Raw genomic sequence first — 25,532 nt, 5'->3', positions numbered from 1 at the left:
TCCAAAGATGAGCATTATCCATTTTCATGGATGATTCGCCGGAGCCCCCATGCCCGCCTCCCCGCCCGCCGCCCCCCCGGGCAGCACCGACCTGTCCCGCCTCAGCCTGACCGACATCCAGGCCTTCGTCACGCTGCTGGACACGCTGCACGTCTCGCGCGCCGCGATACGGCTGGGCATGGGCCAGCCCCAGCTGTCGGGCCGGCTGGCCCGGCTGCGCCGCCTGACCGGCGACCTGCTGTTCGCGCGCGGGCCGGGCGGCGTCGTACCTACCGCCACCGCCCTGTCGCTGGAGGCGCCGGCGCGGGAAATGCTGGCGCAGGCCGAGCACTTCCTGGCGCCCCCGGACGAATTCGATCCACGCAAGGCGCGCGGCACCCTGCACCTGGCCGCGCCGGACTATCTGGACCCCATGCTGCTGCCGCGCCTGGCCGGCCGGCTGCGCACCGCCGCGCCCGCCCTGGCGCTGAGCGTGCACCCGCTGACGGACGACCTGGACTACGCGCAGAAACTGGGCGACGGCCGCCTGGACCTGGTCATCGCCAACTGGCCCGACCCGCCGGCGCAGTTGCACCGGCTGCCGCTGATGGAGGACGAACTGGTGGTGATGATGGGCAGCCACCATCCCCTGGCGCGCCGCGGCCTGACCGCGCAGGCCTATCTGCAGGCGCGCCACGCCGCGCCCACGGCGATGCGCCCTGGCCTGCGCAGCACGGTCGACGCCATGCTCGCGCGGCTGGGACACACGCGCCACATCGCGCTCGAATGTCCCGTGTTCAGCCTGATTCCCTACGTGCTGACGCAGACCGACCTGCTGCTGACCACCGGCAGGCGCTTCACCGATTTCTTCGCCAGCTCGCTGCCGGTCTCGGTGATGCCGCTTCCCATTCCGCTGCCGTCATTGCAGTACTACCTGCTGTGGCACCCGCGCGCGCGGCGCGACGGCCCCGTGCGCTGGCTGCGCGAACAGATCGCCGCCAGCGTGCGCGCGCCGGCCGTCAGCTCCCCCGATACGTACTCCAGCTCCAGGGGCTGACCAGCAGCGGCACGTGGTAGTGCTGGCCGGGCTGCGCGATGCCGAAGTCGAGCGCGACGCGATCGACGAAGCGCGGTTCGGGCAGCGCCAGCCCGCGCGCGGCGAAATAGTCGCCGGCCTCGAACACCAGGCGGTAGGCGGCGGCGACGAGCTCGTCGCCTTCAAGCAGGGCTCCGTCCACGCGCCCATCGGCATTGGTGGACAGTTGCCGCAGCAGGACCGCCTGGCCGTCATCCATGCGGAACAGTTCTATCCTCATGCCCGCGGCCGGACAGCCATGGGCGGTATCGAGAACGTGGGTGGTCAGCTTTCCCATGGGTATCCTTTGATGGAACGCGATGGCGCGGCGCGCGCCGGCCGGCGCGAGGACAAAAGTGTATATAGTTTCGCTAGCGGCTACATCCCCGCCCGCGGCCCTTCCGCCCGGCATGGGAGAATGTCCATGCGTGTCCGTTCCGTTTCCACTCCTGATTCGTTGCCCGCGCCATGACAGCATATCCCCGCGACATGATCGGCTACGGCCGCCACCTTCCCGACGCGCGCTGGCCCAACCGCGCCCGCGTGGCCGTGCAGTTCGTCTTGAACTACGAGGAAGGCGCCGAGAACCACGTCCTGCACGGCGACGCCGCCTCCGAACAGTTCCTGTCCGAGATCGTGGGCGCGGCCGCCTACCCGGCGCGGCACATGAGCATGGACTCCATCTACGAATACGGCTCGCGCGCGGGCGTCTGGCGCATCCTGAACGAATTCGAGCGGCGGCGACTGCCGCTCACGGTGTTCGGCTGCGGAATGGCGCTCGAGCGCAACCTGGAAGCCACGGCGGCTTTCCTGGAGCATGGGCACGAGATCGCCTGCCATGGCTGGCGCTGGATCCACTACCAGAACCTGGACGAGGCCACCGAGCGCGAGCACATGCATCGCGGCACGGAAATCCTGCGCCGGCTGACCGATGGCGCCTGGCCCCTGGGCTGGTACACGGGACGCGACAGCCCCAACACGCGCCGCCTGCTGGTCGAACAGGGCGACTACCTGTACGACAGCGACTACTACGGCGACGACCTGCCGTTCTGGACCGAAGTCGAGACGTCCTCCGGCGCGCGCAAGCCCCACCTGATCGTCCCGTACACGCTGGACGCCAACGACATGCGCTTCGCGACGCCGCAGGGATTCAATACCGCCGATCATTTCTTCCACTACCTGCGCGACACCTTCGACGTGCTCTACACGGAAGGCGCCGACAAGCCGCGCATGATGTCGGTGGGCATGCATTGCCGGCTGCTGGGCCGGCCCGGCCGCTTCACGGCCCTGCAGCGCTTCCTGGACCACGTCGAGAAACACCAGGACGTCTGGGTATGCCGCCGCGTCGACATCGCCCGCCACTGGAAGCAAGAACACCCGTACACGCCGGCCGCCGGCTCCGCCTCCTGATCCCCGCCATGACCGCCTCGCTCACGCTCGACGTCCTGAATACCGCCGATCCCGTCCGCTTCGTCCAGTTCCTGGACGGCCTGTACGAGCACAGCCCCTGGGTGCTGGAACGGACCCTTGCCCTGCGCCCCTTCGCCTCGGCCGCCGCCCTCAAGTACGCGCTGTCGCAAACCGTGCGGCAGGCCAGCCGGGACGAACAGCTGGCGCTGATCCGCGCCCACCCGGAGCTGGCGGGCCGCGCCGCCGTGGCGGGCCAGCTGACCGAGGACTCGGCCGGCGAACAGGCGCGCGCCGGACTCACCCAGTGCTCGCCCGAGGAATTCGAGCTGCTGCAACAACTGAACGCGGCCTACAACAGCCGCTTCGGATTTCCCTTCATCATCGCGGTGCGCGGCCCCACGGGCGCCGGCCTGAGCCGCTACGACATCATCGCCGCCCTGGAACGCCGGCTGCGCCACGCGCCCGACCAGGAGTTCGCCGAGGCCTTGCGACAGATCGACCGGATCGCCGAGATCCGGCTGGCGGACCGGCTGTCGCTGACGCGTCCCTACGGCGACACCGTCATGGGCTGGGCCGAGACGCTGGCCAGCTATTCCGACTCGCCCGACCACCTGACCTGCACCTACCTGTCCGCGGCCCACCGCGCGGTGGCGGCCCGCATCCAGGCCTGGATGCTGGAGGCCGGCTTCGACTCGGTCTACCAGGACGCGGCCGGCAACGTCGTGGGCCGCTACCGGGCCGCCCCCACGGTGGCCGAGCCGCCGCTGGTGGCCACCGGCAGCCACTACGACACGGTCCGCAACGGCGGCAAGTACGACGGCCGCCTGGGGGTCCTGCTGCCTATCGCCGTGGTGGCCGACCTGAAGCGGCGCAACCGCCGCCTGCCTTTCGACCTGGACGTGGTGGCCTTCGCCGAAGAGGAAGGCGTGCGCTACGGCAGCACCTTCCTGGGCTCGTCGGCCTACATCGGCCGCTTCGATCCCGGCGTGCTGGACGCCCTGGACGCGTCCGACGTCAGCATGCGCGAGGCCATGCAGCTCGCGGGGCTCGACCCGGAACAGCTGGGCAAGGCGGCGGCCGAGGCGGCGCGCCTGCGGCACTACTTCGAGATCCACATCGAGCAGGGCCCGGTGCTGCTGGAACGCAACCTGCCCGTGGGCGTGGTCACCTCCATCGCCGGCAGCGTGCGCCGCCTCATGACCCTGGCCGGCGTGGCCAGCCATGCCGGCACCACCCCCATGGACATGCGCCGCGACGCCGCCTGTGCCGCCGCCGAGATCGTGCTGGCGGTGGAACGGCGCTGCGCCCAGGCGCCGTCGCTGGTCGGCACGGTGGGGATGCTGAACGTGCCGCACGGATCGGTGAACGTCATCCCCGGCGCCTGCACCCTGTCGCTGGACCTGCGCGCCGCCGACAACGCCGTGCGCGACGCGGCCCTGGCCGACATCGAGCGGGAGGTCTCGGCCATCTGCTCGCGGCGTGGCATCTCGGTCGCGACCGAGGAACTGATGCGCGCCGCCGCCGCGCCCTGCGCCCACGAACAGATGGCCATGTGGTCCCGCGCCATTGCCGACCGCGGCCTGCCCGTCTTCGAACTGCCGTCGGGCGCCGGCCACGACGCCATGAAGCTGGCCGAGGCCACGTCCATCACCATGCTGTTCACTCGCTGCGGCAACGGCGGCATCAGCCACAACCCGCTCGAGACCATGACGGCCGACGACGCCCAGCTGGCCGGCGAACTGATGCTGGACTTCCTGGAACAGATGGCGGCCGCCTCGTAGCGGGCCGCCGCGCCGCCCTCAGCCGCTGACCAGGCGCGCCAGCACCGGCGCGCCGTCGACGAACACCATCAGTTCGCCGGGTTCGAAGCGGCGCCAGACCTCGTTGGTGGTCAGGGGCTCGGTCACGATGACCGCGATGCGGTCGTCGGGCGTGGTGACCTGGGCGAAGTCCACGCTGACCTCCTCGTCCGACAGGCTGGCGGTGGCGAAGGGGTGCTGGCGCACCAGGTAGTGCAGGCGCGTGGAGCAATGGACGTACAGGGCCTCGCCGTCCGACAGCATGAAATTGAAGGTGCCGTGCGCGGCGATTCCCGCGCTCAGTTCGCCCAGGGCGTCGGCCAGGGCCTCGATGCCCGGATGACAGGCGAAGCGCGCCCGCAGGCATTGCAGCATCCAGCAGAAGGCCCGTTCGCTGTCGGTGTCGCCCACCGGCCGGTAGGGGCCGTCCAGCGCCGGGAGATAGTTCACCAGGTCGCCGTTGTGCGCGAACACCCAGTAGCGCCCCCACAGTTCGCGCACGAACGGATGGCAGTTCTCCAGCGCCACGCGCCCCACCGTCGCCTTGCGGATGTGCGCGATCACGTTGCGCGACTTGATCGGATAGTGCCGGATCAGGTCCGCCACCGGCGACAGCAGCGCCGGCTCGTGGTCCACGAAGTGGCGCACCCCCGCTCCCTCGAAGAAGGCGATGCCCCAGCCGTCGACGTGCTCGCCGGTACGCCCCGCGCGGGTGGCGAAGCCGGTGAAGCTGAAGACGATGTCGGTCGGCGTGTTGCCGTTCATGCCTAGCAATTGGCACATGGGGAACCTTCGCGGTGCAAGAAAACGGGCATGGATCCTGCTTTTGATACGGGTGGAAACCGGTACGCCCCAAACCGGGGAAACGCCGCACCAATGCGGGTTTACCTCGCATTGTTGGGGTGCGAAACCGGGATGTATTCTCCCCACAAAACCCGGGACGGCACAACCGTCCCCACTCACCCGAGGAAACCCCAGCATGAAGACGACACCTCGCACCCCGGATCGCCGTGCCGTGCTCGCCGGCCTGGCGCTGTCGCTGGCCACGGTCTGGGCCGCTCCCGCCGCCCACGCCCAGGATACCAAGATACGCTTCCAGCTCGACTGGCGCTTCGAAGGGCCGAGCGCGATTTTCCTGGTGGCGGCCAAGAAGGGCTATTTCAAGCAGGAAAAGCTGGACGTGACCATCGACGCCGGCAGCGGCTCGGGCGCGGCAGTGAACCGGGTGGCCTCGGGTTCGTACGAAATGGGTTTCGCCGACCTGGCGGCGCTGATGGAATTCCAGGGCAACAACCCCGGCGCGCCCAACCAGCCCACCGGCGTCATGATGATCTACAACAACACGCCGGCGGCGGTGTTCTCGCTCAAGAAAAGCGGCATCAAGACCCCCAGGGACCTCGAAGGCAGGAAGCTGGGTTCGCCCTCGTTCGACGGCGGCCGCCGGTCCTTCCCGATCTTCGCCCAGGCCAACAAGATCGACGACGCCAAGGTCACCTGGGTCAGCATGGATCCGGCGCTGCGCGAGACCATGCTCGCGCGCGGCGACGTCGACGCGATCACCGGCTTCTACTTCACCTCGCTCTTGAACCTGAACGCGCGCGGCGTCAAGGACCAGGACATCGCCATCATGTCCTATCCCGAATACGGCGTGAAGCTGTACGGCAACGCCATCATCGCCGACCGCAATTTCGCCAGGAATCATCCCGAGGCGGTCAAGGGCTTCCTGCGCGCGGTGGCCAAGGCCACGCGCGACGTGCTGGCCGATCCGGCCGCCTCGATCGCCACCGTCAAGGAACGGGACGGCATCATCGACGCGCCGCTGGAACTCAAGCGCCTGCGGCTGGCGATCCAGACCGCCATCGATACGCCCGATGCGCGCGCCGACGGCTTCGGCGACATCGAACCCGCCCGCATGGCGCTGATGGCGGCCCAGGTCACCCGCACCTACGGCACCAAGACCTCGGTCAAGCCCGAGATGGCGTTCGACCGTTCGTTCCTGCCGGAAAAATCCCTGACGGCTTCCGTGCTGCGCGGCAAGTGACATGGCGGCCTTCGTCGATTTCCAGCGGGTCTCGCTGGCCTACAACGCTGCCCTGGAGCGGGCGGGCGACTACGCGGTCGAGGACATCAGCCTCTCGATAGACAAGGGCGAGTTCGTTGCCATCGTCGGCCCCTCGGGCTGCGGCAAGTCCACCTTCATGAAGCTGACGACCGGCCTGAAGTCGCCCACCCGCGGCACCGTGACCGTGGGCGGCAACCGGGTCACCGGCCCCCTGAAGATCGTCGGCATGGCCTTCCAGGCTCCCAATCTGCTGCCTTGGCGCACCACGCTCGACAACGTCCTGCTGCCGCTGGAGATCGTCGAGCCCTACCGCTCCAGCTTCCGGGCCCGGCGCGCCGAATACACCGACCGCGCGCGGGCGCTGCTGGCCACCGTCGGGCTGGGCGGCTACGAGCACAAGTTCCCGTGGGAGCTGTCGGGCGGCATGCAGCAGCGCGCATCGCTGTGCCGGGCGCTCATCCACGAACCCGAAATGCTGATGCTGGACGAGCCTTTCGGCGCGCTGGACGCGTTCACGCGCGAGGAACTGTGGTGCGTCCTGCGCGACCTCTGGAGCGCGCGCCGCTTCAACGTGGTGCTGGTCACCCACGACCTGCGCGAGGCCGTGTTCCTGGCCGATACCGTGTACGTGATGAGCAAGCGCCCCGGCCGCATCCTGTCTCGCCGGGATATCGAACTGCCACGGCCCCGGCAACTCGAGACCACCTATTCCGACGACTTCAACGCCCTGGTGCTGGAACTGCGCACCCAGATCGGACATTGACCGGCGCCCCGCGCGCTTTCCCGCCTCCCCACGCCGACTCGCCCGATGAACAACACCCTCGCCCAACGTCTCGCCCCGATCACGCTGCTGGCCGCCGTCATCATCCTGTGGGAGATCATCTGCCGGGTTTTCGAAGTGTCCGAGTTCATCTTCCCCAGCCCCTCGCAGATCCTGCAGGCCACCATCGACTACGCGCCGGTCATCGCCATGCATGCCTGGCGCACCTTCTGGGTCACGATGGCCGGCTTCGGCATCTCCATCGTGGTGGGCGTGGTGCTGGGCTTCGTCATCGGCAGCTCGCGCCTGGCCTACACGGCCGTGTACCCCTTGATGACCGCGTTCAACGCCCTGCCCAAGGCGGCCTTCGTGCCGGTGCTGGTGGTGTGGTTCGGCATCGGCATCGGCCCCGCCGTGCTGACCGCCTTCCTGATCTCGTTCTTTCCCATCATGGTCAACATCGCCACCGGGCTCGCCACGCTCGAGCCCGAACTCGAGGACGTGCTGCGTGTGCTGGGCGCCAAGCGCATGGACGTGCTGCTCAAGGTCGGGCTGCCCCGGTCGCTGCCGTATTTCTATGCCTCGCTGAAAGTGGCGATCACGCTGGCCTTCGTCGGCTCGACCGTGTCCGAGATGGCGGCCTCGAACGAGGGCATCGGCTACCTGCTGGTGTCGGCCGGCTCGGCCATGAAGATGCCGCTGGCCTTCTCGGGCCTGATGGTGATAGGCGTGATGGCCATGGCCATGTACGAGCTGTTCGCGCTGGTGGAAAAACGCACCACGGCGTGGGCCCACCGGGGCAACCAGGGCACCTGAGGCCGGACCCGTCTCCGAATTGAGACGCGCTGTAAGTATCGCTACATAATCCGGCCGGCGCGCGGGACACGCGCCGGGGCGGGCATACTATCGGGGTTCGCCCTCTTCGATCCCGAACCAGGTGCACCTCCCGAGTCCCGCGTCCGGCAAGGACATTCCGGCCGCGCGTGCGAGCGGGTCCACCCGCCCGCCGTCCGGCATCCAGCCCCACGGCTTCCTGCTCGTGCTCGACCGTGCCCGCGGCACGATCCTGCAGGCCAGCGCCTCCGTGCGACAGCACCTGAACGCGCCGCCGGCCGTGCTGCTGGGCCAGCGGCTGTCGTACCTGGTGCGGCCCGCCGACAGCCGCTTCCACGAGCGGCTGCGCGCCGCGACCCAGGCCGAACGCACGCCCCAGCACCTGGACACGGTGGCCTTCGTCGCCGTGGCCGGCCGCTTCGACCTGGTGGTCCACCGGTACGGCGGATCCATCGTGGCCGAGTTCGAACCCGTGGCGCCGACGGTCCGGCCGTCCGACCTGGGCGACTTCGTCGATCGCGCCCATCGCTGCCAGACCGCCGATGAACTGTGCGCCCTGGCGGTCGAACGCATTCGCAAGATGACGGGTTTCGGACGCGTGATCGCCTATGAACTCGACCTCGACGGCCATGGCCGCATCAACGCCGAACGGCGCGGCCGCGGCTATGCCTCGCTGCTGGGCCGGCGTTTTCCGGCCGACGACCCGTCGCTCGAGGCGCGCCGCGACGACCGTGCCCAACGCTTGAGCTACATCCCCGACACCGGCAGCGAACCCTCGCCGCTGGAACCTTCCCGCAACCCCGATACGGGCGCCTGCACGGACCTGAGCCTGGCCGGCCTGCGCGCGGCGCCGCCCGCGCTGCTGCACTGCCTGGAGAACGTGGGCGCCCGCGCGGCCATGTCGCTGCCGCTGATGTCGCAGGGCCGGCTGTGGGGCATGATCGCTTGCCATCACGCCCAGCCCCGGGCCATGCCGCCGGCCGTCCGTGCCCAATGCGACCTGCTCGTGCAGGTCGTCGCGCTGCAGATCGATGCCCGCCAGGCCCAGGCCGAAGCGGAGCGGCGGCACGAACTGCAACGCCTGATGGGTGTGCTGCTGGCCGCGATGTCCCGGCATGACAGCGTCCCCGCCGGGCTGGCCAGCATGCCGGCCCAACTGCTGGCGTTCGCGGATGCGTCCGGCGCGGCCATCGTGCATGGCGACGAATGCCTGACCTTCGGCCAGGCGCCCAGCCATCGGGCCGTGCAGGCGCTGGCGGCCCGCCTTGCGAGCACGGATGGCACCGGGCTCTTCCACACAGCCAGCCTGCCCGAGGCGGCGCCCGAATTCGCCGCGCTGCGCCGCGTGGCCTGCGGTGTGCTGGCCCTGCCGATATCGGAGCTGCATGCCAACTACGTGCTCTGGTTCAGGCCGGAGTGGACGCGCGGCCGCGCCCACCCGTGGGAACCCTGCGAGCTGGAAAGCGCGGCGGAGCTGCGTACCGCCATTACCGGCGTGGTGCTGCGCAAGGCCGAGGAACTGGCCGGCCTGGCCGACGAACTGGGCCGCATCAACCAGGAACTCGAAGCCTTCTCGTACAGCGTCTCGCACGACCTGCGCGCGCCGCTGCGCCATATCGCGGGCTACGCCGACCTGCTGCGCGAATACGAAGGCGCCCATCTGTCGGACCGCGGCGCGCGCTACCTCGACAATATCGGCGACTCGGCCCGCTTCGCCGGCAGGCTGGTCGATGCGCTGCTGACCTTCTCGCAGATGGGCCGCTCGGCCCTGCGGCCCTCGCAAGTGGACCTGGCGCAGGCGCTCGAGCAGATACGTCGCGAACTCGCCCCCGACCTCGACGGCCGCCCGGTGGAATGGATCATGGGCGACCTGCCGTCCGTCCACGCCGACGCCGCCTACATGCACCTGGCGCTGCGCAATCTGTTGTCCAACGCCATCAAGTACACGCGCGGCCGCGACCCCGCGGTGATCGAGATCGCCGCCGAACCGCGCCACGGCGGCCACGTCATCCATGTGCGCGACAACGGCGTGGGCTTCGACATGAAATACGTTGGCAAACTGTTCGGCGTATTCCAGCGTCTGCACCGCATGGAAGAATTCGAGGGCACGGGCATCGGCCTGGCCAATGTCCGCCGCATCGTCGAACGCCACGGCGGCCGCGTATGGGCCGAAGGAAGCCCTGGCCAGGGGGCGACCTTCTACGTGTTCCTGCCCGACGCCCCGCCCCCCGCCGCGACCGCGGCCGACCTGAAGGAGTGAGACCCCCGTCATGCTCAAGCCCATTCTGCTGGTCGAAGACAGTCCCCAGGACCTTGAACTGACCCTGATCGCGCTCGAAAGAAGCCAGCTCGCCAACGACGTGGTGGTCGCGCGCGACGGCGAGGAAGCCGCCGACTACCTGTTCCGGCGCGGGCATCATCAGGACCGGCCGGCCGGCAACCCCGCGGTCATCCTGCTGGACCTGAAGCTGCCCAAGATGGACGGACTGGAACTGCTCCAGCTCATACGCGAGGACCGTGGGCTACAGAACGTGCCCGTGGTCATGCTGACCTCGTCCAGCGAGGAAAGCGACCTGGTGCGCGCCTACGACCTGGGCGTCAACGCCTACGTGGTCAAGCCGGTGAATTTCCCGGATTTCGTACGCGCGATCGGAGAACTGGGCGTATTCTGGGCGGTGTTGAACGAGCCGCCTCCCGGCTCTCTGCGCCGCGCCGCCGGCCGCGGCAACCGCGACTCCCGGAGCCTGCCCACGTGAACCCGCCCGCCATGCGCGTCCTGCTTGCCGAGGACGATCCCCACGATGCGGAACTGACCCTGGAACGCCTGTCGATCGCGGGACTCAGCGTGGAGAGCGTGATCGTCAACAACGAGGCCGACTTCATCCGCGCCCTGGACGGCGGGAACTTCGACCTCGTGCTGTCCGACTTCCACATGCCGGGCTTTCCGGGCAGCGAGGCGCTGCGGATCGTGCGCAGCCACCCCAGCGCGCTGCCCTTCATCTTCGTCTCCGGCGTGCTGGGCGAGGAACACGCGGTCGACATGCTGAAGGAAGGCGCGACCGACTACGTGCTCAAGCAGCGCCTGGAGCGCCTGCCCATCGTCGTGAGGCGGGCCCTGGACGAAGCCCGCGAACGGCGGTCGCGGCACGATGCCGAGCGCCGGCTGCGCGAGAGCGAAACCTATTTCGGGCAGTTGATCGACGCGCTGCGCGATTACTCGGTGGCCACGCTGTCGCTGGACGGCACGATAGAAAGCTGGAATCGCGCCTCGGAATGGCTGTTCGGCTATCCGGCCGAAGAGGTGATCGGACGGCCCGGCGACATGTTCAACCTTCCGCCCGAGCCGGGCCAGCCCGAGCCCGGCTCGCTGCGCCAGCAGCTCGCCGACATCGGCACCGGCAACAGCCTGGCCGAGGAGCGCTGGCTGATGCGCAAGAACGGCGCCACCTTCTACGCCTCGGTGGTGACCACCGCCATCTTCGGCAACGGCGGCGCCGTGCACGGCTTCTCCCGCATCGTGCGCGACATGACCGACAGCCGGGTCGCGGCCGACCTGCTGCAGATGGCCAAGGAACAGGCCGAGGCCGCCAACCGCGCCAAGGACCGGTTCCTGGCCGTGCTCTCGCACGAACTGCGCACGCCGCTGGGGCCCATCTACGCGGCGGCGCAGGCGCTGGACCTGCGCCAGGACCTGGCCCCCGAATGCCGCCGCAGCGTCGAACTGATCAAGCGCAACGTCGAGGTCGAGGCTCGCCTGATCGACGACCTGCTGGACATCTCCAAGATCGTCAACGACAAGCTGAGCCTGCGCCTGGAACCCACCGATCTCGTTGGCATCCTGAACGGGATCGCCGAGATCTTCCGCGAGGAAGCCGCCGCTCGCCACATCGAGCTGCATTACACGCCCCTGCCCTACCCGGTCATCGTGCAGGCCGACCCGGCCCGCCTGCAGCAGATCGTCTGGAACCTGCTGAAGAACGCCATCAAATTCACGCCGCGCGGCGGCGAGATACGCGTCACCATGTACCAGCCGGTGCCGGGCAGGATCGCGGTGGACGTCTCGGACACGGGCATAGGCATCCCCCCGCAGGCCCTCAAGCGCATCTTCGATGCCTTCGACCAGGGCGAGGAAGACGCCGCCCAGTCGCGCGGCGGCCTGGGGCTGGGGCTGGCCATCGCCAGCTCGCTGGCGCAGCGCCACGGCGGCACCCTGAGCGTGCGCAGCGACGGCCAGGGCAAAGGCACGACCTTCACGCTGACGCTGGACGACCCGGCCAGCGGCTCCCTGCACGCCCCCACCGAGGAGACCCTTCCCGTGTCCGCTCCCCTGGTCCGCCCCGCCACCATCCTGCTGGTCGAGGACAACATCGATACCGCCGAGGCCATGCAGTTCCTGCTGGCCGAATACGGCTACGAGGTCGAGGTCGCGGAAAACGTGGCGGCGGCCTGCCGCTGCGTCGACGCCAGGCGCTACGACGTCCTGGTCAGCGACATGGGGCTGCCCGACGGCGACGGCATCGACGTGCTGCGGCGCTACGCTCCCCAGCCCGACCAGATCGCGGTCGCGCTCACGGGCTATGGCATGGAATCCGACGTGCGCCGCTGCCTGGACGCCGGCTTCGCCTTCCACCTGACCAAGCCGCTGGACATCGACCAGTTGATCCGCGTCCTGCAGCGCGACCCCCAGCCTTGATACCCCGGCGCTACCGTCGGTTTTTAAGGATGGGCTAAAATCGGGCGCAAATTATTTACTATTTTGCATAAATCGCCCGTCCCATGGACCGCTTCAAGCAGATCGAATCCTTCGTCTCGGCCGTCGTACGCGGAAGCCTGTCGGCCGCGGCCCGCAGCGAAGGCGTCGCGCCCGCCGTCATCGGCCGGCGCATCGATGCGCTGGAAGCCCGGCTGGGCGTCAAGCTGCTGATCCGCACCACGCGCAAGATCTCGCTCAGCGCCGAAGGCACGGAATTCTTCGAGGAATGCCAGCAGATCCTGCAAACGCTCGAGAACGCCGAGAACAGTGTGGCGGCGGGCGGCGAACATCCCAAGGGGCATTTCCGCGTCACCGCGCCCGGCGGTTTCGGCCGGCGCCACGTCGCGCCCCTGCTGCCGCGGCTGCTGGATGCCCATCCCGGCATCACCGTGACACTGGACCTGAGCGACCGGCTGGTGGACCTGGTCAACGAAGGCTATGACTGCGCCATCCGGATCGGCGACCTGGCCGACTCCAGCATGGTCAGCGTGCGCCTGGCCGACAACCGCCGCATGGTCGTGGCCGCGCCCGCCTACCTGCGCCGGCACGGCACCCCGCAGCACCCCACCGACCTGGCACGCCACAACTGCCTGTCCTTCGGCACCGGCGTCAATCAGGCGCGCGGCTGGCTCTTCGCCGTCGACGGCAAGACGACACCGCAGCGCGTATCGGGTACGCTGGAATGCACCGACGGCGCCGTGCTCCATGCCTGGACGCTGGACGGACGGGGGCTGGCATGGCGATCGCTGTGGGAAATCGAGGACGACCTCAAGGAAGGCCGGCTGGTGACGGTGCTCGACGAATTCGCCGCGCCCCCCAACGCCATCTACGCCGTGTATCCTCAGCGCAAGCATCTGCCGCTGCGCGTCCGGGTCTTCATCGACATGCTGCGGCAAAGCTACGCCAAGCGCCTGCCCTAGCCTTCCCGGGCTGGCGCCCGCCCAGGCCGCCGCGGCCGGCTCAGAACAAAGACAAGCCATGACCAAACGCATTCCAGTTACCCCAGACTCCGTACGCTGCTCGACCTGCGGGCTGGGGCAGTTCTGCCTGCCCGTGGGCATGGCCGCGGAGGACGCCGGCCGCATGGACGAACTGGTGCAGCAGCGTGTGCGGCTGGCCCGGGGCGAATCCCTCTTTCGCTTCGAGGACGGCCTGGACGCCGTCTACGGCATCCGCTTCGGCACCCTGAAGACCTATCTCGAACTGGCCGACGGCCGCCAGCAGATCACCGGCTTTCACCTGCCTGGCGAAATCGTCGGGCTGGACGGCCTGGGCCGCAACAGCCACGCCTCGACCGCCATCGCGCTGGAGGACAGCGAGGTCTGTGTGATCCCGGTGCGCGACCTGTCCTCGCTGGCCAACCACCTGCCTTCGCTGCAGCGCCAGCTCATGCGGCTGATGAGCCGCGAAATCGAACAGGACCAGCAGATGCTGCTGTCCCTGGGCACCATGCGCGCCGAGGAGCGGCTGGCCGTGTTCCTGATCAGCCTGTCGGAACGCCTGGCCGCACGCGGCTATTCCTCGTCGGCCTTCGTGCTGCGCATGAGCCGCGAGGAAATCGGCAACTTCCTCGGGCTGACCCTCGAAACCGTGAGCCGCCTATTCTCGCGCTTCGCCAAGTCCGGCGTGCTGCGCATCCAGCAGAAGCAGGTCGAGATCCTCGACATGCCGGCGCTGCGGCGCCTGGCCGGCCCCCATTGCTAGCAGGAAATCGATGACCACCTCCCCCCAGGCGGGCGCCAACGCCCCCATGTTCGCCCTGGCCCGCGCCCTGGACCCGCAGCGCCACGCCCATCTGCGGTTCGACCGCCAGGCCGGCTACGCCTTCGCGCGCGGCCAGACCGCGGTGCCGCTGGTGGCCACGGAGTTCGCGATGGCGGCGCGCGACCTGCCCATCGTGTTCGCCGGCGAGGAGCAGATGCCCATGGCGGTGCTGGGCCTGCGCAACGCGCAGAACCTGATGGTGGACGACGCGGGGCGGTGGCGGCCCAGCCGCTACATTCCCGCGCACCTGCGGCGCTATCCGTTCATCCTGCAGGAAGATCCGGCCAGCCAGCGCTACGCGCTGTGCGTGGACGAGGACGCCGAACACCTGCGCAGTTCCGCCGCCGATGCCCAGCCCCTGTTCGAGGGTGGGCAGCCCGCTCCCGTGGTCGGGGAAATGCTGCAATTCCTGGGAGAACTCCAGGCCGGCCTGGCCATGACGCGCGACTACGTCGCGGCCCTGCGGGCCGAGAACCTGCTGATCCCGCGCCAGGTGGCCGTGGACCTGCAAGGCGGCGAGCGCGTCACGCTGGATGGCTTCCTGGTCGTTGACGAGACCCGCTTCGACCAGTTGCCGGACGCCACGGCCGCCGCGTGGATGCGCAAGGGCTGGCTGGCCATGACCTACTTCCATCTGCAATCGCGGCTGAACTGGGGCCACCTGGTCACGCTGGCCGGCTAGCCGCCGCGCCTCACGCCGCTTCCGGACACACCGGCGGCGTCGGGCCGGCTCCCACCTTGCGCAGGCTGGCGCCTATGTGCAGGTCGGCGATCTGCCGGCGCAGCCAGGTATTGGCGCTGTCATGGTGGTAGCGCGCATGCCAGAACTGGCGCATGTGCGTATGCGGGGTCTGGAAAGGCAGCCGCGACCAGGTCGCCCCGGCCGCATCGTCGGTGATGGCCTGGGCGATGACCTCGGGCACCGTGACGATCAGGTCCGTCTGCGCCAGGATCTTGGGCAGCACCAGGTAGTTGGGCACGCGCAGCGCCACCTCGCGCCGGTGCCCCTGCTTGCCCAGTTCCTTTTCGATCTGCAGGTCGGTCTTGTTGGCCGTCACCACCAGGTGCCGTGCCGCGAGGTATTCATCCAGCGTGATCGCCTCGCCCGCCTTGCGAAAGCCGCTGCCCATCACGCAGACGTGCTGGTCGACGAACAGGCCCTGCTGGTAGAAGCCGCTCTGCAGCTCCTGCAGGTTGCCGACCGCGAGGTCGGCGTCGCCGTTCTCCAGCGCCGCCCGGTAATGCTCCCGGCTCAGGCTGCTGACCTCCAGGCTGATGCCTGGCGCCGACGATTTGAAGCGCGCCACGAGCTGCGGCAGCACCAGGAACTGGGAAAAATCGGACATCAGCAGCGTGAAGCTGCGCTGGCTGGAGGCCGGATCGAAGCCGCTGGCCTGCTCGAAACCGTTGCGCACCAGCTCCAGCGCGCGCAGCACGCTGCCCGCCAGTTCGGACGCATACGAGGTGGGTTCCATGCCGCCCTGCGTGCGCACGAACAAGGGGTCGTTGCATTGGTTGCGCAAACGCAGCAGGGCATTGCTCATGGATGGCTGGGACAGGCCTACCCGTTCCCCCGCGCGCGTCACGTTGCGCTCGAGATAGAGCGCCTCGAAGACCAGCAGGAGATTCAGGTCGAGCTTGTTGATGTCCATGGCAGCATGACTATATCCGCCGGGTCCCGAATAGACAATGCGGGCCCCGGCTTCCGACTGAACCCGGAAGCGGCTAGCGGATGAACCGCCGCACGTAGTCCTCGCCCAGGCCCACTTCCCGGTAGTGGCGCCTGCACATCTCGATCTTGCTGAACACGTCCTCGTAGCCGATCTGCATGCCCTGCTCGTCCAGGTAGACCATGGCGCCGCTGACGTTGAAAAAGGTGATCATCTCGTCGTGCTCGGCATTCGCGTCCACCGTCAGGGTGTGGATTTCGCCGGGCGGCTCGAACACGAAGCGGCCGGCCGAGGCCACCCAATCGTGCTCCAGGTAGCGCCAGGAGCCCTTGATGACGTAGCCGAACACCGGCGCGGGATGGATGTGCCGGCTCAGGACGCCCGAACGGCGCACCCGCAGCAGGTTGCACCAGCCGCCGCCGAGCGTGTTCAGGAACAGCGGACGGAACCAGACGTTGGGCGCCTGCGGCACCCAGACGCGCTCGTCGGCGGGGATGGCGTCGATCGCGATCTCGGGCAGGATGCCCGGCAGTTGCGCCAGGGGCTGGGCGAACACGGTTCCGGTCATGCCGGGTCTCCTTGCCGGCCATCACCGGCATCGTCGGGGCGCGCCGATGCGCGCAGGAAATCGAAGTCGCAGCCATGCTCGGCCTGCATCACGTGCCGCTGGTACAACCACTGGTAGCCGCGCTGCGCCATCGGCCGCGCGGGTGTCCAGCCGGCGCGGCGGCGCTCCAGCTCGGCCTCGTCCACCAGCAGGTCGATCGTGCGCCGCGCCACCGACAGGCGGATCGGGTCGCCGTTCCTGACCAGGGCCAGCGGACCGCCCGCCGCGGCCTCGGGCGAGACGTGCAGCACCACGGTGCCGTATGCGGTACCACTCATCCGAGCGTCCGAGATGCGCACCATGTCGCGCACGCCCTGGCGTGCCAGTTTGGCCGGGATCGGGATGTAGCCGGCCTCGGGCATGGCGGCCGCCAGCGGCCCGGCATTGCGCAGCACCAGCACGTCGTCGGGCCGCACGTCCAGGTCTTCGGCATCGAGCCGCTCGGCCATGTCCTCCAGGGTGTCGAAAACCACCGCCCTGCCGGTATGCTCGAACAGCGCTTCGTCCGCCGCCGCGCGCTTGATCAGCGCGCCGTGGGGCGCGAGCGAACCCGACAGGGCCAGCAGCCCGCCCTCGGGCTTGAGCGGTTGGGCGCGCGGCCGGATCACCGCGCGGTCCACCCAGGCGTCGTGCTGCGCGTCCAGCAGTTCGCCCACCGTGCGGCCGGTCACGGTCAGGCAGTCCAGGTGCAGCAGCTCGCGCAGTTCGCGCAGGATGGCCTGCACGCCGCCGGCCGCGTACAGGTCCTCCATGTAATGCGAACCCGTGGGCTTGAGATCGACCAGTACCGGCGTCTCTTCCGACAGCCGGTTCAGCCGCGCGGCGTCCACCGGCAATCCGAGCCGTCCGGCGATTGCCGTCAGGTGCAGGACCGCGTTGGTCGATCCGCTGATCGCCAGCAGCACCCGCAGCGCGTTGTCCACCGCCTTGCCGGTCACGATGGCGTCCGGCCGCAGGCCGTCCCGCGCCAGCCTGACCGCCTGCGCGCCCGAGGCCTCGGCGGCCCGCAGGCGATCGGCGTGGACCGCCGGAATCGCCGCCGTGTGCGGCAGCATCATGCCCAGCGCCTCGGCCACGCAGGCCATGGTGCTGGCCGTGCCCATGACCGCGCAGGTCCCCGCCGTGGTCGCCAGGTTGCCTTCGATCGCGCCGATCTCGCCGGCGTCGATGGCGCCGGCGCGGTAGCGGCCCCAATGCCGCCGGCAATCGGTACAGGCGCCCAGGCGCTCGCCGCGATGGCGGCCCGTCATCATGGGCCCCCCCACCAGCTGGATGGCCGGGCATCCGGCCGACAGCGCCCCCATCAACTGGGCCGGCACGGTCTTGTCGCAACCGCCCACCAGCACCACCGCGTCCATGGGCTGGGCACGGATCATCTCTTCCACGTCCATGGACATCAGGTTGCGAAACATCATGCTGGTCGGATGCAGGAACGGCTCGCCCAGCGAGATGCTGGGAAACTCCATGGGCAGCCCGCCCGCGGCCAGCACGCCGCGCTTGACCGCCTGGATCAGCTCGGGAAAATGCCGGTGGCAGTTGTTGAACTCGCCGCCGGGATGCGCGATGCCGATGACGGGCCGTGCCAGCGCCTCGCGCGTGTGCCCCATGGACAAGGCGAACGAGCGGCGCAGGAAGCGCGCGAACTCGCTGTCGCCGTAGTGGGTCAGGCCCCGGTCCAGGCCTTGGGGCGGCTCGTCATGCATGGACCGCCCCCAGACCGTCGCGCACCGCGGGATTCACCATGGCGCGAGGCTGCCGTCCTCCCAAGGCATCCAGCAGGTTGGCCACCGCCAGTTCCATCATCGCGCGCCGCGTCTCCACCGTGGCGCTGCCCGCATGCGCCTGCAGCACCACGTTGGACAGCGCGCACAGCGGACTGGCGGGGTCCAGCGGCTCGCGTTCCATTACGTCCAGCCCGGCTCCCGCGATACGGCCGTCCCGCAGCGCCTGGACCAGCGCCGCCTCGTCCACCACCGCCCCGCGCGCGGTATTGATCAGATAAGCCGAAGACTTCATGGCCTCGAACTCGCGCATCCCCACCGAGCCGCGCGTCCCGGCGGACAGGGGGACGTGCACGCTCAGGAAATCGGACTCGGCCAGCAGTTGATCGCGCGAGCGGTAGGCGGCCAGCCCCTCTTGCTCGGACGGCGTGTCGCGGTTGCGATTGTGATAGATCACCCGCATGTCGAAGGCCTGCGCGCGCCGGGCCACCATGCGGCCGATGCGGCCCATGCCCAGCAGCCCCAAGGTCTTGCCCGCCAGGTCCGCGGTCAGCGGCGCGGGCCCCCGCAGCCAGGCGCCCCGGCGCACGTAGGCGTCGCCTTCCACCATGTCCCGCGCCAGGCAGATCACGAAGCCCATCGTCAGGTCGGCCACCGCGCGATCGAGCACGCCCGGCGTATTGCAGACCAGCACGCCTCCCCGCGTGGCACGCGGCACATCGACGTTGTCGTAGCCCACGGCGAAATTGGACACCACCTTGACGGCCGGCAGCGCCTCCAGCGCAGCGGCGTCCACCGGGGTGCGCACCGTGCACAGCACGCCGCGCGCCACGGCGCGGTCGGCGGCGGATACCGCCTCGTCCAGCCGCTGGCCCGTGGGTACGTCGACGATCCTGCAGGCCGCCTCGATGGCCGCGCGCAGGTCGGGCGGCACGGGAGCGCTGACGATGACGGTGGGCAGGGATTGCGACATGGCACTTCTCCGGATCAGATGGACGCTCATCCGGCGCTCAGGCCAGCGTGTACGCCGTTTTCACGGTGGTATAGAACTCGGCCGCGTAACTTCCCTGCTCGCGCGGGCCGTAGCTCGATCCCTTGCGGCCGCCGAACGGCGCATGCGGGTCCACCCCCGCCGTCGGGCAGTTCACCATCACCATGCCGGCCTGGGCATGCCGCTTGAAATGCGTGGCGTGCTTGAGCGAGGTCGTGCAGATGCCCGCCGACAGGCCGAACTCGGTGTCGTTGGCCAGGGCCAGCGCTTCGTCGTAGCCCGCCACCGGGATCACCGCCGCGACCGGTCCGAAGATTTCCTCGCGGCAGATGCGCATGTCGTTGGAGCAGTCGGTGAACAGCGCCGGCTCCAGGTAGTGGCCGTCCGTGACGCGCGCCACCCGTCGGCCGCCGTGGGCCAGCGTGGCGCCCTCGTCGCGGCCGATGCGCAGATATTCCTCGTCCTGCTGCAACTGGCGCGCATCCACCACCGGGCCGATGTCGGTGCCCGGCGCCAGCGCGTCGTCCACGCGCAGCGCGGCCATGCGCTCCTTCATCGCCCGCACGAAGCGGTCGTGGATGCCGCGCTGGACGATCAACCGGCTCGATGCGGTGCATCGCTGCCCGGTCGAGAAAAAGGATCCCTGGACGGCGCACTCGACGGCCTGGCCCAGGTCGGCATCGTCCATCACGATCAGCGGGTTCTTGCCGCCCATTTCCATCTGCACCTTGGCGAACCGCTGCGTGGCCGCCCGCGCCACCTGCCTGCCGGTCGCCACCGATCCGGTGAAGCTCAGTGCGTCGATGCGCGCATCGTCCAGCATGGCCTGCCCGACCACGCTGCCGCGCCCCATGACGAGGTTGAAGACGCCCTCGGGCAGCCCGGCACGGCTGATGATCTCGGCCAGTGCCCACGCGCTGCCGGGCACCAGGTCGGCCGGCTTGAAGACCACCGCGTTGCCGTATGCCAGCGCCGGGGCGATCTTCCAGGCCGGGATGGCCAGCGGAAAATTCCACGGCGTGATCAGCCCCACGACGCCCACGGGCTCACGCGTGACCTCCACGTCCACGCCGGCCCGGGCTTGCGGCAGGCGTTCGCCCCGTACCCGCAGCGCCTCGCCGGCGAAGAAGCGGAAGATGGTCGCCGCGCGCGCCGCCTCGCCCACGGCCTCGGGCAGGGTCTTGCCCTCTTCGCGGGCCAGCAGCCGTCCCAGTTCGTCCTTGCGCCGCAGAAGCTCGATGCCGATGGCATCCAGGCATTCGGCGCGCTGTGTCGCGCTGGCCAGGCCCCACCCGGGTGCCGCATCGCGCGCCGCGCCGATCGCCCGGTCCACCTGCGCCGGCGTGGCGTGCGCATATTCACCGACCAGATCGCTCACGTCGGAAGGATTGATGTCGCGCGTGGCGTCCTCGCCTTCCAGCCATTGCCCCGCTACGTAGTTCGCATGCATGTCGTCGATTCTTCCGTGACTGGCGCCGCTCAAGGCAGCATGACCTCGATCAGGCGCGGTCCGCGTTCGGCCATGGCGCGCCGGAACGATCTCCGCAGCTCGCTTACCGTCGTCGCGCGTTCGGCCCGCACGCCGAAGCCCGCGGCCATGCCCTGCCAATCCAGTTCGGGACGCGACAGTTGCAGCAAGTCGCGCACCGGCGGCGACGCAAGCTCGTAGCCGTTGCGGCGCATCTCGTCGATCAGGATGTTGTAGCGGCGGTTGGAAGCGATGAGGATGGTCGCGTCCGCGTTCTCGCGCGCCATCGACCACAGGGCCTGCACCGTGTAGAGCGCGCTGCCGTCCGATTGCAGGCCCACGACCTTGCGGTCCGGCGCGGCGACGGCGGCACCGAACGCGGCCGGGATGCCCTGCCCGATCGCGCCGCCGGTCAGCACGATGCTGGCATGGCGCGAGGTCCGCGCGGCGATGGCGTTGAAGGGAAAGGCCAGGGTCTTGCCCTCGGCCGAGATGATGGCCTGGTCCGGCAGCCAGGCGGCCACCACGCGCGCGGCGCTCTCGGGCGTCAGGTTCTCGCCCAGGTCCTGGTCGGTCACGCGTTCGACCGTCTCCAGGCCGCGCCGGGCCAGTTTCAGATCATCGGCCAGGGCCGCCAGCGTGGCCGCGCCGCCCCGCCCTTCCTGGCACAGCTCGACCATGCGCGCCGGATCGCCCAAGTAGCTGGGGTAGCCCTCCACGCCGAAGAACGCCACCGGACGCCGCGCGCCGACCAGCGCCACGAGGTCGAAGCCCAGCAGATAGGCATGGGCCTGTTCGGCCGCGGGATTGAAGCGGCGGATGGCCGGCAGGCCGCCGCCATGTTCGCTGCGCGCGGGGAAGGTCTCACCCACGACCTCGACGTTGGCCAGGCCCCGGAACCGCAGCGCCTCCATCAGCGCCGGCTCGTGCAGGGCGTCGCCTCCCAGCAGCAGCAGGATCTTCCTGCCCGCGGCGACGTGGGCCGCCACCTGTTCGACCAGGCCGGCATCGAGCATCGCCGGCGTATCCGGCGCGCGGGCGGCGAAGACCGGCTCGTCCATCGCCGTCGCCTGCAGGTCCATGGGCAGGATCAGGGTATGGATGCCGCCCTGGGGCGCCATCGCGTTGGCCAGCGACTGGCGCACCGACATCACCAGCGAGGCCGGCGAATCGGCCCGGTAGACGCCGGCCGACACGGGCCGCGCCAGCGACTCGATGTCGCTGGCCAGCGGCGGATCGGCCTCCACATGCCACGACATGTGTTCGCCGATCACGTTGTAGACCGACGAGCCGGCGCGCCGGGCGTTGTGCAGGTTGGCGATGGCGTTGGCGAAACCCGGGCCGAGGTGGGTCAGCGTCATCGCCGGCGTGCCGCGCATGCGGTAGTAGCCGTCGGCGGCGCCCGAGCACACGCCTTCGAAGGCGCACAGGATAGGCCGCACCTGCGGCACGGCATCCATCGCGCCGACGAAGGGCAGCTCGGTCGTGCCGGGGTTGGCGAAACAGACCTCGATGCCCGAGGCGGCGGCGCTGCGCAGCAGCCATTCGGCGCCGGTCTGCCGATCGGAAGCGTTCATGCCACCATCTCCTGCCGCGTCGCCTCGGCCAGCGCCTCGTCGATGATGTCCAGGCCTTGTTCGAACACGGGCATGGGGGTATTGAGCGGGAACAGGAAACGGATCACGTTGCCGTAGCTGCCGCACACCAGCAGGATCAACCCACGCGCCAGCGCGTGCTCGCGCACGGCCTGCGCCAGCGCCGCCGAGGGCCGCCCCTGCTCGTCCAGCAGCTCCATGGCCAGCATGGGCCCGAGGCCGCGCACCTGGCCGATGCAGCGATGCCGGGCGCGCGCCGCCTCCAGCCGCTCGCGCATCGCGCGGGCCAGCCGGTTGCCGGTCTCCAGCAGGTCTTCCTGTTCGAACACGTCCAGGACGGCATGCGCGGCGGCCACCGCCAGCGGCGCGCCGGCATAGGTGCTGCCCAGGCCGCCCGGCGCCACCGCGTCCATGGCCTCGGCCCGCCCGACCACGGCCGACAGCGGCATGCCGCCGGCCAGGCTCTTGGCCACCGTGGTCAGGTCGGCCGCCACGCCGAAATGCTCCATCGCGAACATCGCGCCGGTACGTCCCATGCCGCACTGGATCTCGTCGGCGATCAGCAGCATGCCGTGCCGGTCGCACAGCGCGCGCAGGCCACGCATCAGCGCCCGCGGCGCGGGCTGGAAACCGCCCTCGCCCTGCACCGGCTCGATCACGATGGCCGCCACGCGCGCGGCCTCGACGTCGTAGCGCAGCAGGTCCTCCAGCGCGGCCAGGGAACCTGCCACCGCCTCCGGCGTATCGGCGGACGGGAACGGCACGCGGTAGACGTCCCCCGGGAAGGGACCGAAGCCGGTCTTGTAGGGCGCGACCTTGCCGGTCAGCGCCAGGCCCATCATCGTGCGTCCATGGAAGGCGCCGGTGAAGCCGATGATGGCGGTCCTGCCGGTGGCCGCGCGGGCGATCTTGACCGCGTTCTCCACCGCTTCCGCTCCGGTGGTGAAGAAGACCGTCTTCTTCGCGAAGTCGCCCGGCACCAGCGCGTTCAGGCGCTCGGCCAGCGTCACGTAGGAAGCGTAGGGCACCACCTGGTAGCAGGTATGTGTGAAGCGCCGCGCCTGCTCGACGATGGCGGCCTCTACCCGCGGATGCCTGTGGCCAACGTTCAGCACGCCTATGCCGCCGGCGAAATCGATGTAGCGGCGGCCGGCCACGTCGGTCAGTTCGCTGCCCGACGCCTGCGTGGCATAGATTTCGGTCACCAGGCCCACGCCCCGCGGACAGGCCGCGTTCTTCCTGTCGGTCCAGCTAGCGGTCACGACCCCTCTCCTTGTTGATGGCCATCGGCCAGGCCGACGATGTCCTGCGCGAACACGGTCTGTTCGTCATCGCCGACCAGCTCCGGCTCGGACGGGTGTTCCACATAGCGGCAGATCAGCCAGACGCCGTCCTGCGGATTCTCGATCAGCTCGACGATGGCGCCCTCGTTGGTCCGCAGCCGGGCTCCCGGCTTGATGTCGATCAGATTCAGCGCGTTGTGTCCGCTCATGCTTCACCCTTCGGCGCGGATGTTCGCCAGCCGCGCCACTTCCTTCCACCGCGCCAGTTCGGCCCGGTTGAAAGCGGCATAGGCGGCCGCGTCCTTGGTGGCGACCTGGAAACCCACGGTCTCGAAACGCTGCACGTTCTCGGGCTGCTGCGCGCCGCGCACGATGACCTCGCCCAGTTTGCGGATGACGTCGGGCGACGTGCCGGCCGCCGCGTAGGCGCCCAGCCAGCTGGTCACGACGAACTCCGGCATGCCCGACTCCATCATGGTCGGCACGTCGGGCAGGTCCTTGGTGCGCTGGGCACTGGTCACCGCGATGGCACGGAGCGTGCCGGCCTTGACCAGGGCATTGACGGCGGGCGCGTTGGCGAACGCCATGTGGACGTCGCCGTTGCGCAGGCCCGAGATGACTTCGCCGCTGGACCGGTACGGGATGTGGATCACCTTGGTGCCGGCCTGGAGGTTGAACAGCTCCGAAGTGAAATGGGCCGAGGTGCCCACGCCGTTGGTGGCGTAGTTCAGCTTGCCGGGGTTGGCCTTGGCGTACTCGATCAGTTCGCTCACGTTGCGCGCTTTTACGTCGCGCCCCACCAGCAGCACGTTGACGAACTCCGCCACCTGCGCCACCGGCGTGAAGCTGGCCTGGGGATCCACCGGCAGATTGGGATTCAGGATGACGGGCAGGATCAGGCCGCCCAGGCCCCCCGACAGCAGCACGTGACCGTCGTGCGGCTGTTGCAGCACGTATTGCTGGGCGATCGTGCCCGTACCGCCGCCCTTGTTCTCGACGATGGCGGGCTTGCCGAGTTCCTTGCTCAGGATTTCCGCCATCAGCCGCCCGGCGATGTCGGTCACGCCTCCCGGCGGATAGGCGACCACGACCTTCATCATGCGCGACGGAAAACCGTCCTGGGCCCACGCGGGACAGCCACCCAGCGCCGCGGCGCCGGCCAGCATCTTCAGCACATCTCGACGATCCATGTTTCGATACCCCCAGTCAGAAGAAGACGGTCAGCGCCTTGCCCAGCAGCACGGTCTGATCCAGCAGGATCTCGCGCCGCAGGACCTTCCAGCCCGATTCGGTGCGGCGCAACGTGTCGTTGCGCTTGCCGACGAACCAGGCCACCTCGGTGTCCAGGCGGTTCTGGTAGACGATGAAGCGCGAACGGGTCCGGATTTCCTCGTCCAGCCCGGAGCCGGACGTCTCCAGGATGCGTACGTTGGTCAGCAGGTGCGAGGTGCGCGAGGCGGGTTCCTCGGCCCAATGCATGCCGGTGTTGATCTGCTCGACCCGCTGGCGCAGCGTCGGCAGGCCTTCGTCGAACCACGCCGCCTCGAGCCCCTCCCGGGTCCGTTCGCGTTCGCGGTTGTCGCGCCTGACGTTGCGCGCGATCGGCATCCAGTAGCGGATGTCCTCGTGCAGCAGCGTCAGCCATTCGTCGAAGCGGCGCTCGTCCAGCAGGTCGGCCTCGCGGTAGAAGAACTGTTCGACCTCGCGCAGCAGGAAGGCGTGGTCGGGATTCAGGTGAGTGTCGGTCATGGCGCGCTCCGC

At 69.3% G+C, this 25,532-nt stretch carries 24 protein-coding genes; 12 read left to right on the top strand and 12 right to left on the bottom strand.

Annotated features, from left to right (window positions below):
• The first annotated feature begins 49 nt into the window (after positions 1-49).
• Complete coding sequence (locus tag WKR98_RS14710; protein ID WP_341433950.1) at positions 50-1,036, top strand: LysR family transcriptional regulator; 987 nt, start codon at positions 50-52, stop codon at positions 1,034-1,036.
• On the opposite strand, the gene uraH is transcribed toward WKR98_RS14710, so the two are convergent.
• Positions 999-1,352 carry a hydroxyisourate hydrolase gene (gene uraH / locus WKR98_RS14705; protein WP_087840597.1) on the bottom strand — a complete coding sequence of 118 codons (354 nt, stop codon included), beginning with the start codon at positions 1,350-1,352 and terminating at the stop codon, positions 999-1,001. The genes WKR98_RS14710 and uraH overlap by 38 nt on opposite strands.
• A gap of 170 nt (positions 1,353-1,522) precedes the next feature.
• Between uraH and puuE the strand changes: the two genes are divergently transcribed.
• Positions 1,523-2,464: an allantoinase PuuE gene (gene puuE, locus WKR98_RS14700; RefSeq protein WP_124689852.1), complete on the top strand. Its 942-nt coding sequence runs from the start codon at positions 1,523-1,525 to the stop codon at positions 2,462-2,464.
• An 8-nt stretch (positions 2,465-2,472) separates the two neighbouring features.
• Positions 2,473-4,245, top strand: a complete 1,773-nt coding sequence (gene uraD / locus WKR98_RS14695) for a 2-oxo-4-hydroxy-4-carboxy-5-ureidoimidazoline decarboxylase (protein ID WP_341433949.1) — start codon at positions 2,473-2,475, stop codon at positions 4,243-4,245.
• A gap of 18 nt (positions 4,246-4,263) precedes the next feature.
• Here uraD and WKR98_RS14690 read toward each other — a convergent pair whose 3' ends face one another.
• A complete protein-coding gene (locus WKR98_RS14690) occupies positions 4,264-5,046 on the bottom strand; it encodes a class II glutamine amidotransferase (RefSeq protein ID WP_124689854.1) in 783 nt (260 codons plus the stop codon).
• A 196-nt stretch (positions 5,047-5,242) separates the two neighbouring features.
• Here WKR98_RS14690 and WKR98_RS14685 point away from each other — a divergent pair, with 196 nt between their 5' ends.
• From WKR98_RS14685 to WKR98_RS14645, 9 genes are all read left to right on the top strand, one after another.
• Complete coding sequence (locus tag WKR98_RS14685) at positions 5,243-6,304, top strand: ABC transporter substrate-binding protein (protein WP_124689855.1); 1,062 nt, start codon at positions 5,243-5,245, stop codon at positions 6,302-6,304.
• Position 6,305: 1 nt separating this feature from the next.
• Entirely contained in the window at positions 6,306-7,088 is a 783-nt protein-coding gene (locus WKR98_RS14680) for an ABC transporter ATP-binding protein (protein ID WP_341433948.1), read from the top strand.
• A gap of 45 nt (positions 7,089-7,133) precedes the next feature.
• The gene (locus WKR98_RS14675) at positions 7,134-7,901 is read left to right on the top strand and encodes an ABC transporter permease (protein ID WP_124689857.1); all 768 of its coding nucleotides are present in this window, start codon (positions 7,134-7,136) and stop codon (positions 7,899-7,901) included.
• A gap of 121 nt (positions 7,902-8,022) precedes the next feature.
• The gene (locus WKR98_RS14670) at positions 8,023-10,179 is read left to right on the top strand and encodes an ATP-binding protein (RefSeq protein ID WP_124689858.1); all 2,157 of its coding nucleotides are present in this window, start codon (positions 8,023-8,025) and stop codon (positions 10,177-10,179) included.
• 10 nt (positions 10,180-10,189) lie between these two features.
• Positions 10,190-10,675, top strand: a complete 486-nt coding sequence (locus tag WKR98_RS14665) for a response regulator (RefSeq protein WP_124689859.1) — start codon at positions 10,190-10,192, stop codon at positions 10,673-10,675.
• Positions 10,672-12,612: a hybrid sensor histidine kinase/response regulator gene (locus WKR98_RS14660; protein WP_238160010.1), complete on the top strand. Its 1,941-nt coding sequence runs from the start codon at positions 10,672-10,674 to the stop codon at positions 12,610-12,612. Before WKR98_RS14665 ends, WKR98_RS14660 begins: the two co-directional genes overlap by 4 nt.
• Before the next feature lie 83 nt (positions 12,613-12,695).
• Positions 12,696-13,592: a LysR family transcriptional regulator gene (locus WKR98_RS14655; protein WP_124689860.1), complete on the top strand. Its 897-nt coding sequence runs from the start codon at positions 12,696-12,698 to the stop codon at positions 13,590-13,592.
• Between the two features lie 58 nt (positions 13,593-13,650).
• Positions 13,651-14,376, top strand: a complete 726-nt coding sequence (gene fnr / locus WKR98_RS14650) for a fumarate/nitrate reduction transcriptional regulator Fnr (RefSeq protein ID WP_124689861.1) — start codon at positions 13,651-13,653, stop codon at positions 14,374-14,376.
• Positions 14,377-14,386: 10 nt separating this feature from the next.
• Positions 14,387-15,118 carry a SapC family protein gene (locus WKR98_RS14645; protein WP_341433947.1) on the top strand — a complete coding sequence of 244 codons (732 nt, stop codon included), beginning with the start codon at positions 14,387-14,389 and terminating at the stop codon, positions 15,116-15,118.
• A 10-nt stretch (positions 15,119-15,128) separates the two neighbouring features.
• Here WKR98_RS14645 and WKR98_RS14640 read toward each other — a convergent pair whose 3' ends face one another.
• The 10 genes from WKR98_RS14640 to WKR98_RS14595 all read right to left on the bottom strand — a co-directional run bounded on the left by WKR98_RS14640 (position 15,129) and on the right by WKR98_RS14595 (position 25,520).
• On the bottom strand, positions 15,129-16,088 hold the full coding sequence (locus WKR98_RS14640; RefSeq protein ID WP_341433946.1) for a LysR family transcriptional regulator: 960 nt from the start codon (positions 16,086-16,088) through the stop codon (positions 15,129-15,131).
• A 73-nt stretch (positions 16,089-16,161) separates the two neighbouring features.
• Positions 16,162-16,674: a 2,4'-dihydroxyacetophenone dioxygenase family protein gene (locus WKR98_RS14635; protein ID WP_124689864.1), complete on the bottom strand. Its 513-nt coding sequence runs from the start codon at positions 16,672-16,674 to the stop codon at positions 16,162-16,164.
• Complete coding sequence (locus tag WKR98_RS14630; protein WP_341433945.1) at positions 16,671-18,416, bottom strand: dihydroxy-acid dehydratase; 1,746 nt, start codon at positions 18,414-18,416, stop codon at positions 16,671-16,673. Before WKR98_RS14630 ends, WKR98_RS14635 begins: the two co-directional genes overlap by 4 nt.
• The gene (locus WKR98_RS14625; protein WP_341433944.1) at positions 18,409-19,407 is read right to left on the bottom strand and encodes a 2-hydroxyacid dehydrogenase; all 999 of its coding nucleotides are present in this window, start codon (positions 19,405-19,407) and stop codon (positions 18,409-18,411) included. The genes WKR98_RS14630 and WKR98_RS14625 overlap by 8 nt, the downstream gene beginning before the upstream one ends.
• 37 nt (positions 19,408-19,444) lie before the next feature.
• Positions 19,445-20,875 (bottom strand): aldehyde dehydrogenase family protein, encoded by a 1,431-nt coding sequence (locus tag WKR98_RS14620; protein ID WP_341433943.1) that lies wholly within the window; start codon positions 20,873-20,875, stop codon positions 19,445-19,447.
• 29 nt (positions 20,876-20,904) lie between these two features.
• Positions 20,905-22,470 carry an acetolactate synthase large subunit gene (locus WKR98_RS14615; RefSeq protein WP_341433942.1) on the bottom strand — a complete coding sequence of 522 codons (1,566 nt, stop codon included), beginning with the start codon at positions 22,468-22,470 and terminating at the stop codon, positions 20,905-20,907.
• Positions 22,467-23,750 (bottom strand): 4-aminobutyrate--2-oxoglutarate transaminase, encoded by a 1,284-nt coding sequence (gene gabT / locus WKR98_RS14610; protein ID WP_341433941.1) that lies wholly within the window; start codon positions 23,748-23,750, stop codon positions 22,467-22,469. Before gabT ends, WKR98_RS14615 begins: the two co-directional genes overlap by 4 nt.
• On the bottom strand, positions 23,747-23,980 hold the full coding sequence (locus WKR98_RS14605; RefSeq protein ID WP_341433940.1) for a hypothetical protein: 234 nt from the start codon (positions 23,978-23,980) through the stop codon (positions 23,747-23,749). The genes gabT and WKR98_RS14605 overlap by 4 nt, the downstream gene beginning before the upstream one ends.
• A gap of 3 nt (positions 23,981-23,983) precedes the next feature.
• Positions 23,984-24,961, bottom strand: a complete 978-nt coding sequence (locus WKR98_RS14600; RefSeq protein ID WP_341433939.1) for a Bug family tripartite tricarboxylate transporter substrate binding protein — start codon at positions 24,959-24,961, stop codon at positions 23,984-23,986.
• A 16-nt stretch (positions 24,962-24,977) separates the two neighbouring features.
• A complete protein-coding gene (locus tag WKR98_RS14595; protein WP_341433938.1) occupies positions 24,978-25,520 on the bottom strand; it encodes a 3-phenylpropionate/cinnamic acid dioxygenase subunit beta in 543 nt (180 codons plus the stop codon).
• Positions 25,521-25,532 lie beyond the last annotated feature (12 nt).

Source organism: Pigmentiphaga sp. YJ18, from assembly GCF_038066655.1.
Taxonomy (GTDB): domain Bacteria; phylum Pseudomonadota; class Gammaproteobacteria; order Burkholderiales; family Burkholderiaceae_B; genus Pigmentiphaga.
The sequence above is the reverse complement of the archived record's forward strand: the minus strand, read 5'-3'. Positions and strand labels throughout refer to the sequence as shown.

Coding starts and splice junctions, on each gene's coding strand:
- WKR98_RS14640 (WP_341433946.1), bottom strand. CDS start 16,088: ATGGACATCAACAAGCTCGACCTGAATCTCCTGCTGGTCTTCGAGGCG.
- WKR98_RS14655 (WP_124689860.1), top strand. CDS start 12,696: ATGGACCGCTTCAAGCAGATCGAATCCTTCGTCTCGGCCGTCGTACGC.
- WKR98_RS14635 (WP_124689864.1), bottom strand. CDS start 16,674: ATGACCGGAACCGTGTTCGCCCAGCCCCTGGCGCAACTGCCGGGCATC.
- fnr (WP_124689861.1), top strand. CDS start 13,651: ATGACCAAACGCATTCCAGTTACCCCAGACTCCGTACGCTGCTCGACC.
- WKR98_RS14690 (WP_124689854.1), bottom strand. CDS start 5,046: ATGTGCCAATTGCTAGGCATGAACGGCAACACGCCGACCGACATCGTC.
- uraD (WP_341433949.1), top strand. CDS start 2,473: ATGACCGCCTCGCTCACGCTCGACGTCCTGAATACCGCCGATCCCGTC.
- WKR98_RS14615 (WP_341433942.1), bottom strand. CDS start 22,470: ATGAACGCTTCCGATCGGCAGACCGGCGCCGAATGGCTGCTGCGCAGC.
- WKR98_RS14710 (WP_341433950.1), top strand. CDS start 50: ATGCCCGCCTCCCCGCCCGCCGCCCCCCCGGGCAGCACCGACCTGTCC.
- WKR98_RS14665 (WP_124689859.1), top strand. CDS start 10,190: ATGCTCAAGCCCATTCTGCTGGTCGAAGACAGTCCCCAGGACCTTGAA.
- WKR98_RS14630 (WP_341433945.1), bottom strand. CDS start 18,416: ATGCATGACGAGCCGCCCCAAGGCCTGGACCGGGGCCTGACCCACTAC.
- WKR98_RS14620 (WP_341433943.1), bottom strand. CDS start 20,875: ATGCATGCGAACTACGTAGCGGGGCAATGGCTGGAAGGCGAGGACGCC.
- WKR98_RS14625 (WP_341433944.1), bottom strand. CDS start 19,407: ATGTCGCAATCCCTGCCCACCGTCATCGTCAGCGCTCCCGTGCCGCCC.
- WKR98_RS14595 (WP_341433938.1), bottom strand. CDS start 25,520: ATGACCGACACTCACCTGAATCCCGACCACGCCTTCCTGCTGCGCGAG.
- WKR98_RS14685 (WP_124689855.1), top strand. CDS start 5,243: ATGAAGACGACACCTCGCACCCCGGATCGCCGTGCCGTGCTCGCCGGC.
- WKR98_RS14675 (WP_124689857.1), top strand. CDS start 7,134: ATGAACAACACCCTCGCCCAACGTCTCGCCCCGATCACGCTGCTGGCC.
- puuE (WP_124689852.1), top strand. CDS start 1,523: ATGACAGCATATCCCCGCGACATGATCGGCTACGGCCGCCACCTTCCC.
- WKR98_RS14600 (WP_341433939.1), bottom strand. CDS start 24,961: ATGGATCGTCGAGATGTGCTGAAGATGCTGGCCGGCGCCGCGGCGCTG.
- WKR98_RS14605 (WP_341433940.1), bottom strand. CDS start 23,980: ATGAGCGGACACAACGCGCTGAATCTGATCGACATCAAGCCGGGAGCC.
- WKR98_RS14680 (WP_341433948.1), top strand. CDS start 6,306: ATGGCGGCCTTCGTCGATTTCCAGCGGGTCTCGCTGGCCTACAACGCT.
- uraH (WP_087840597.1), bottom strand. CDS start 1,352: ATGGGAAAGCTGACCACCCACGTTCTCGATACCGCCCATGGCTGTCCG.
- WKR98_RS14645 (WP_341433947.1), top strand. CDS start 14,387: ATGACCACCTCCCCCCAGGCGGGCGCCAACGCCCCCATGTTCGCCCTG.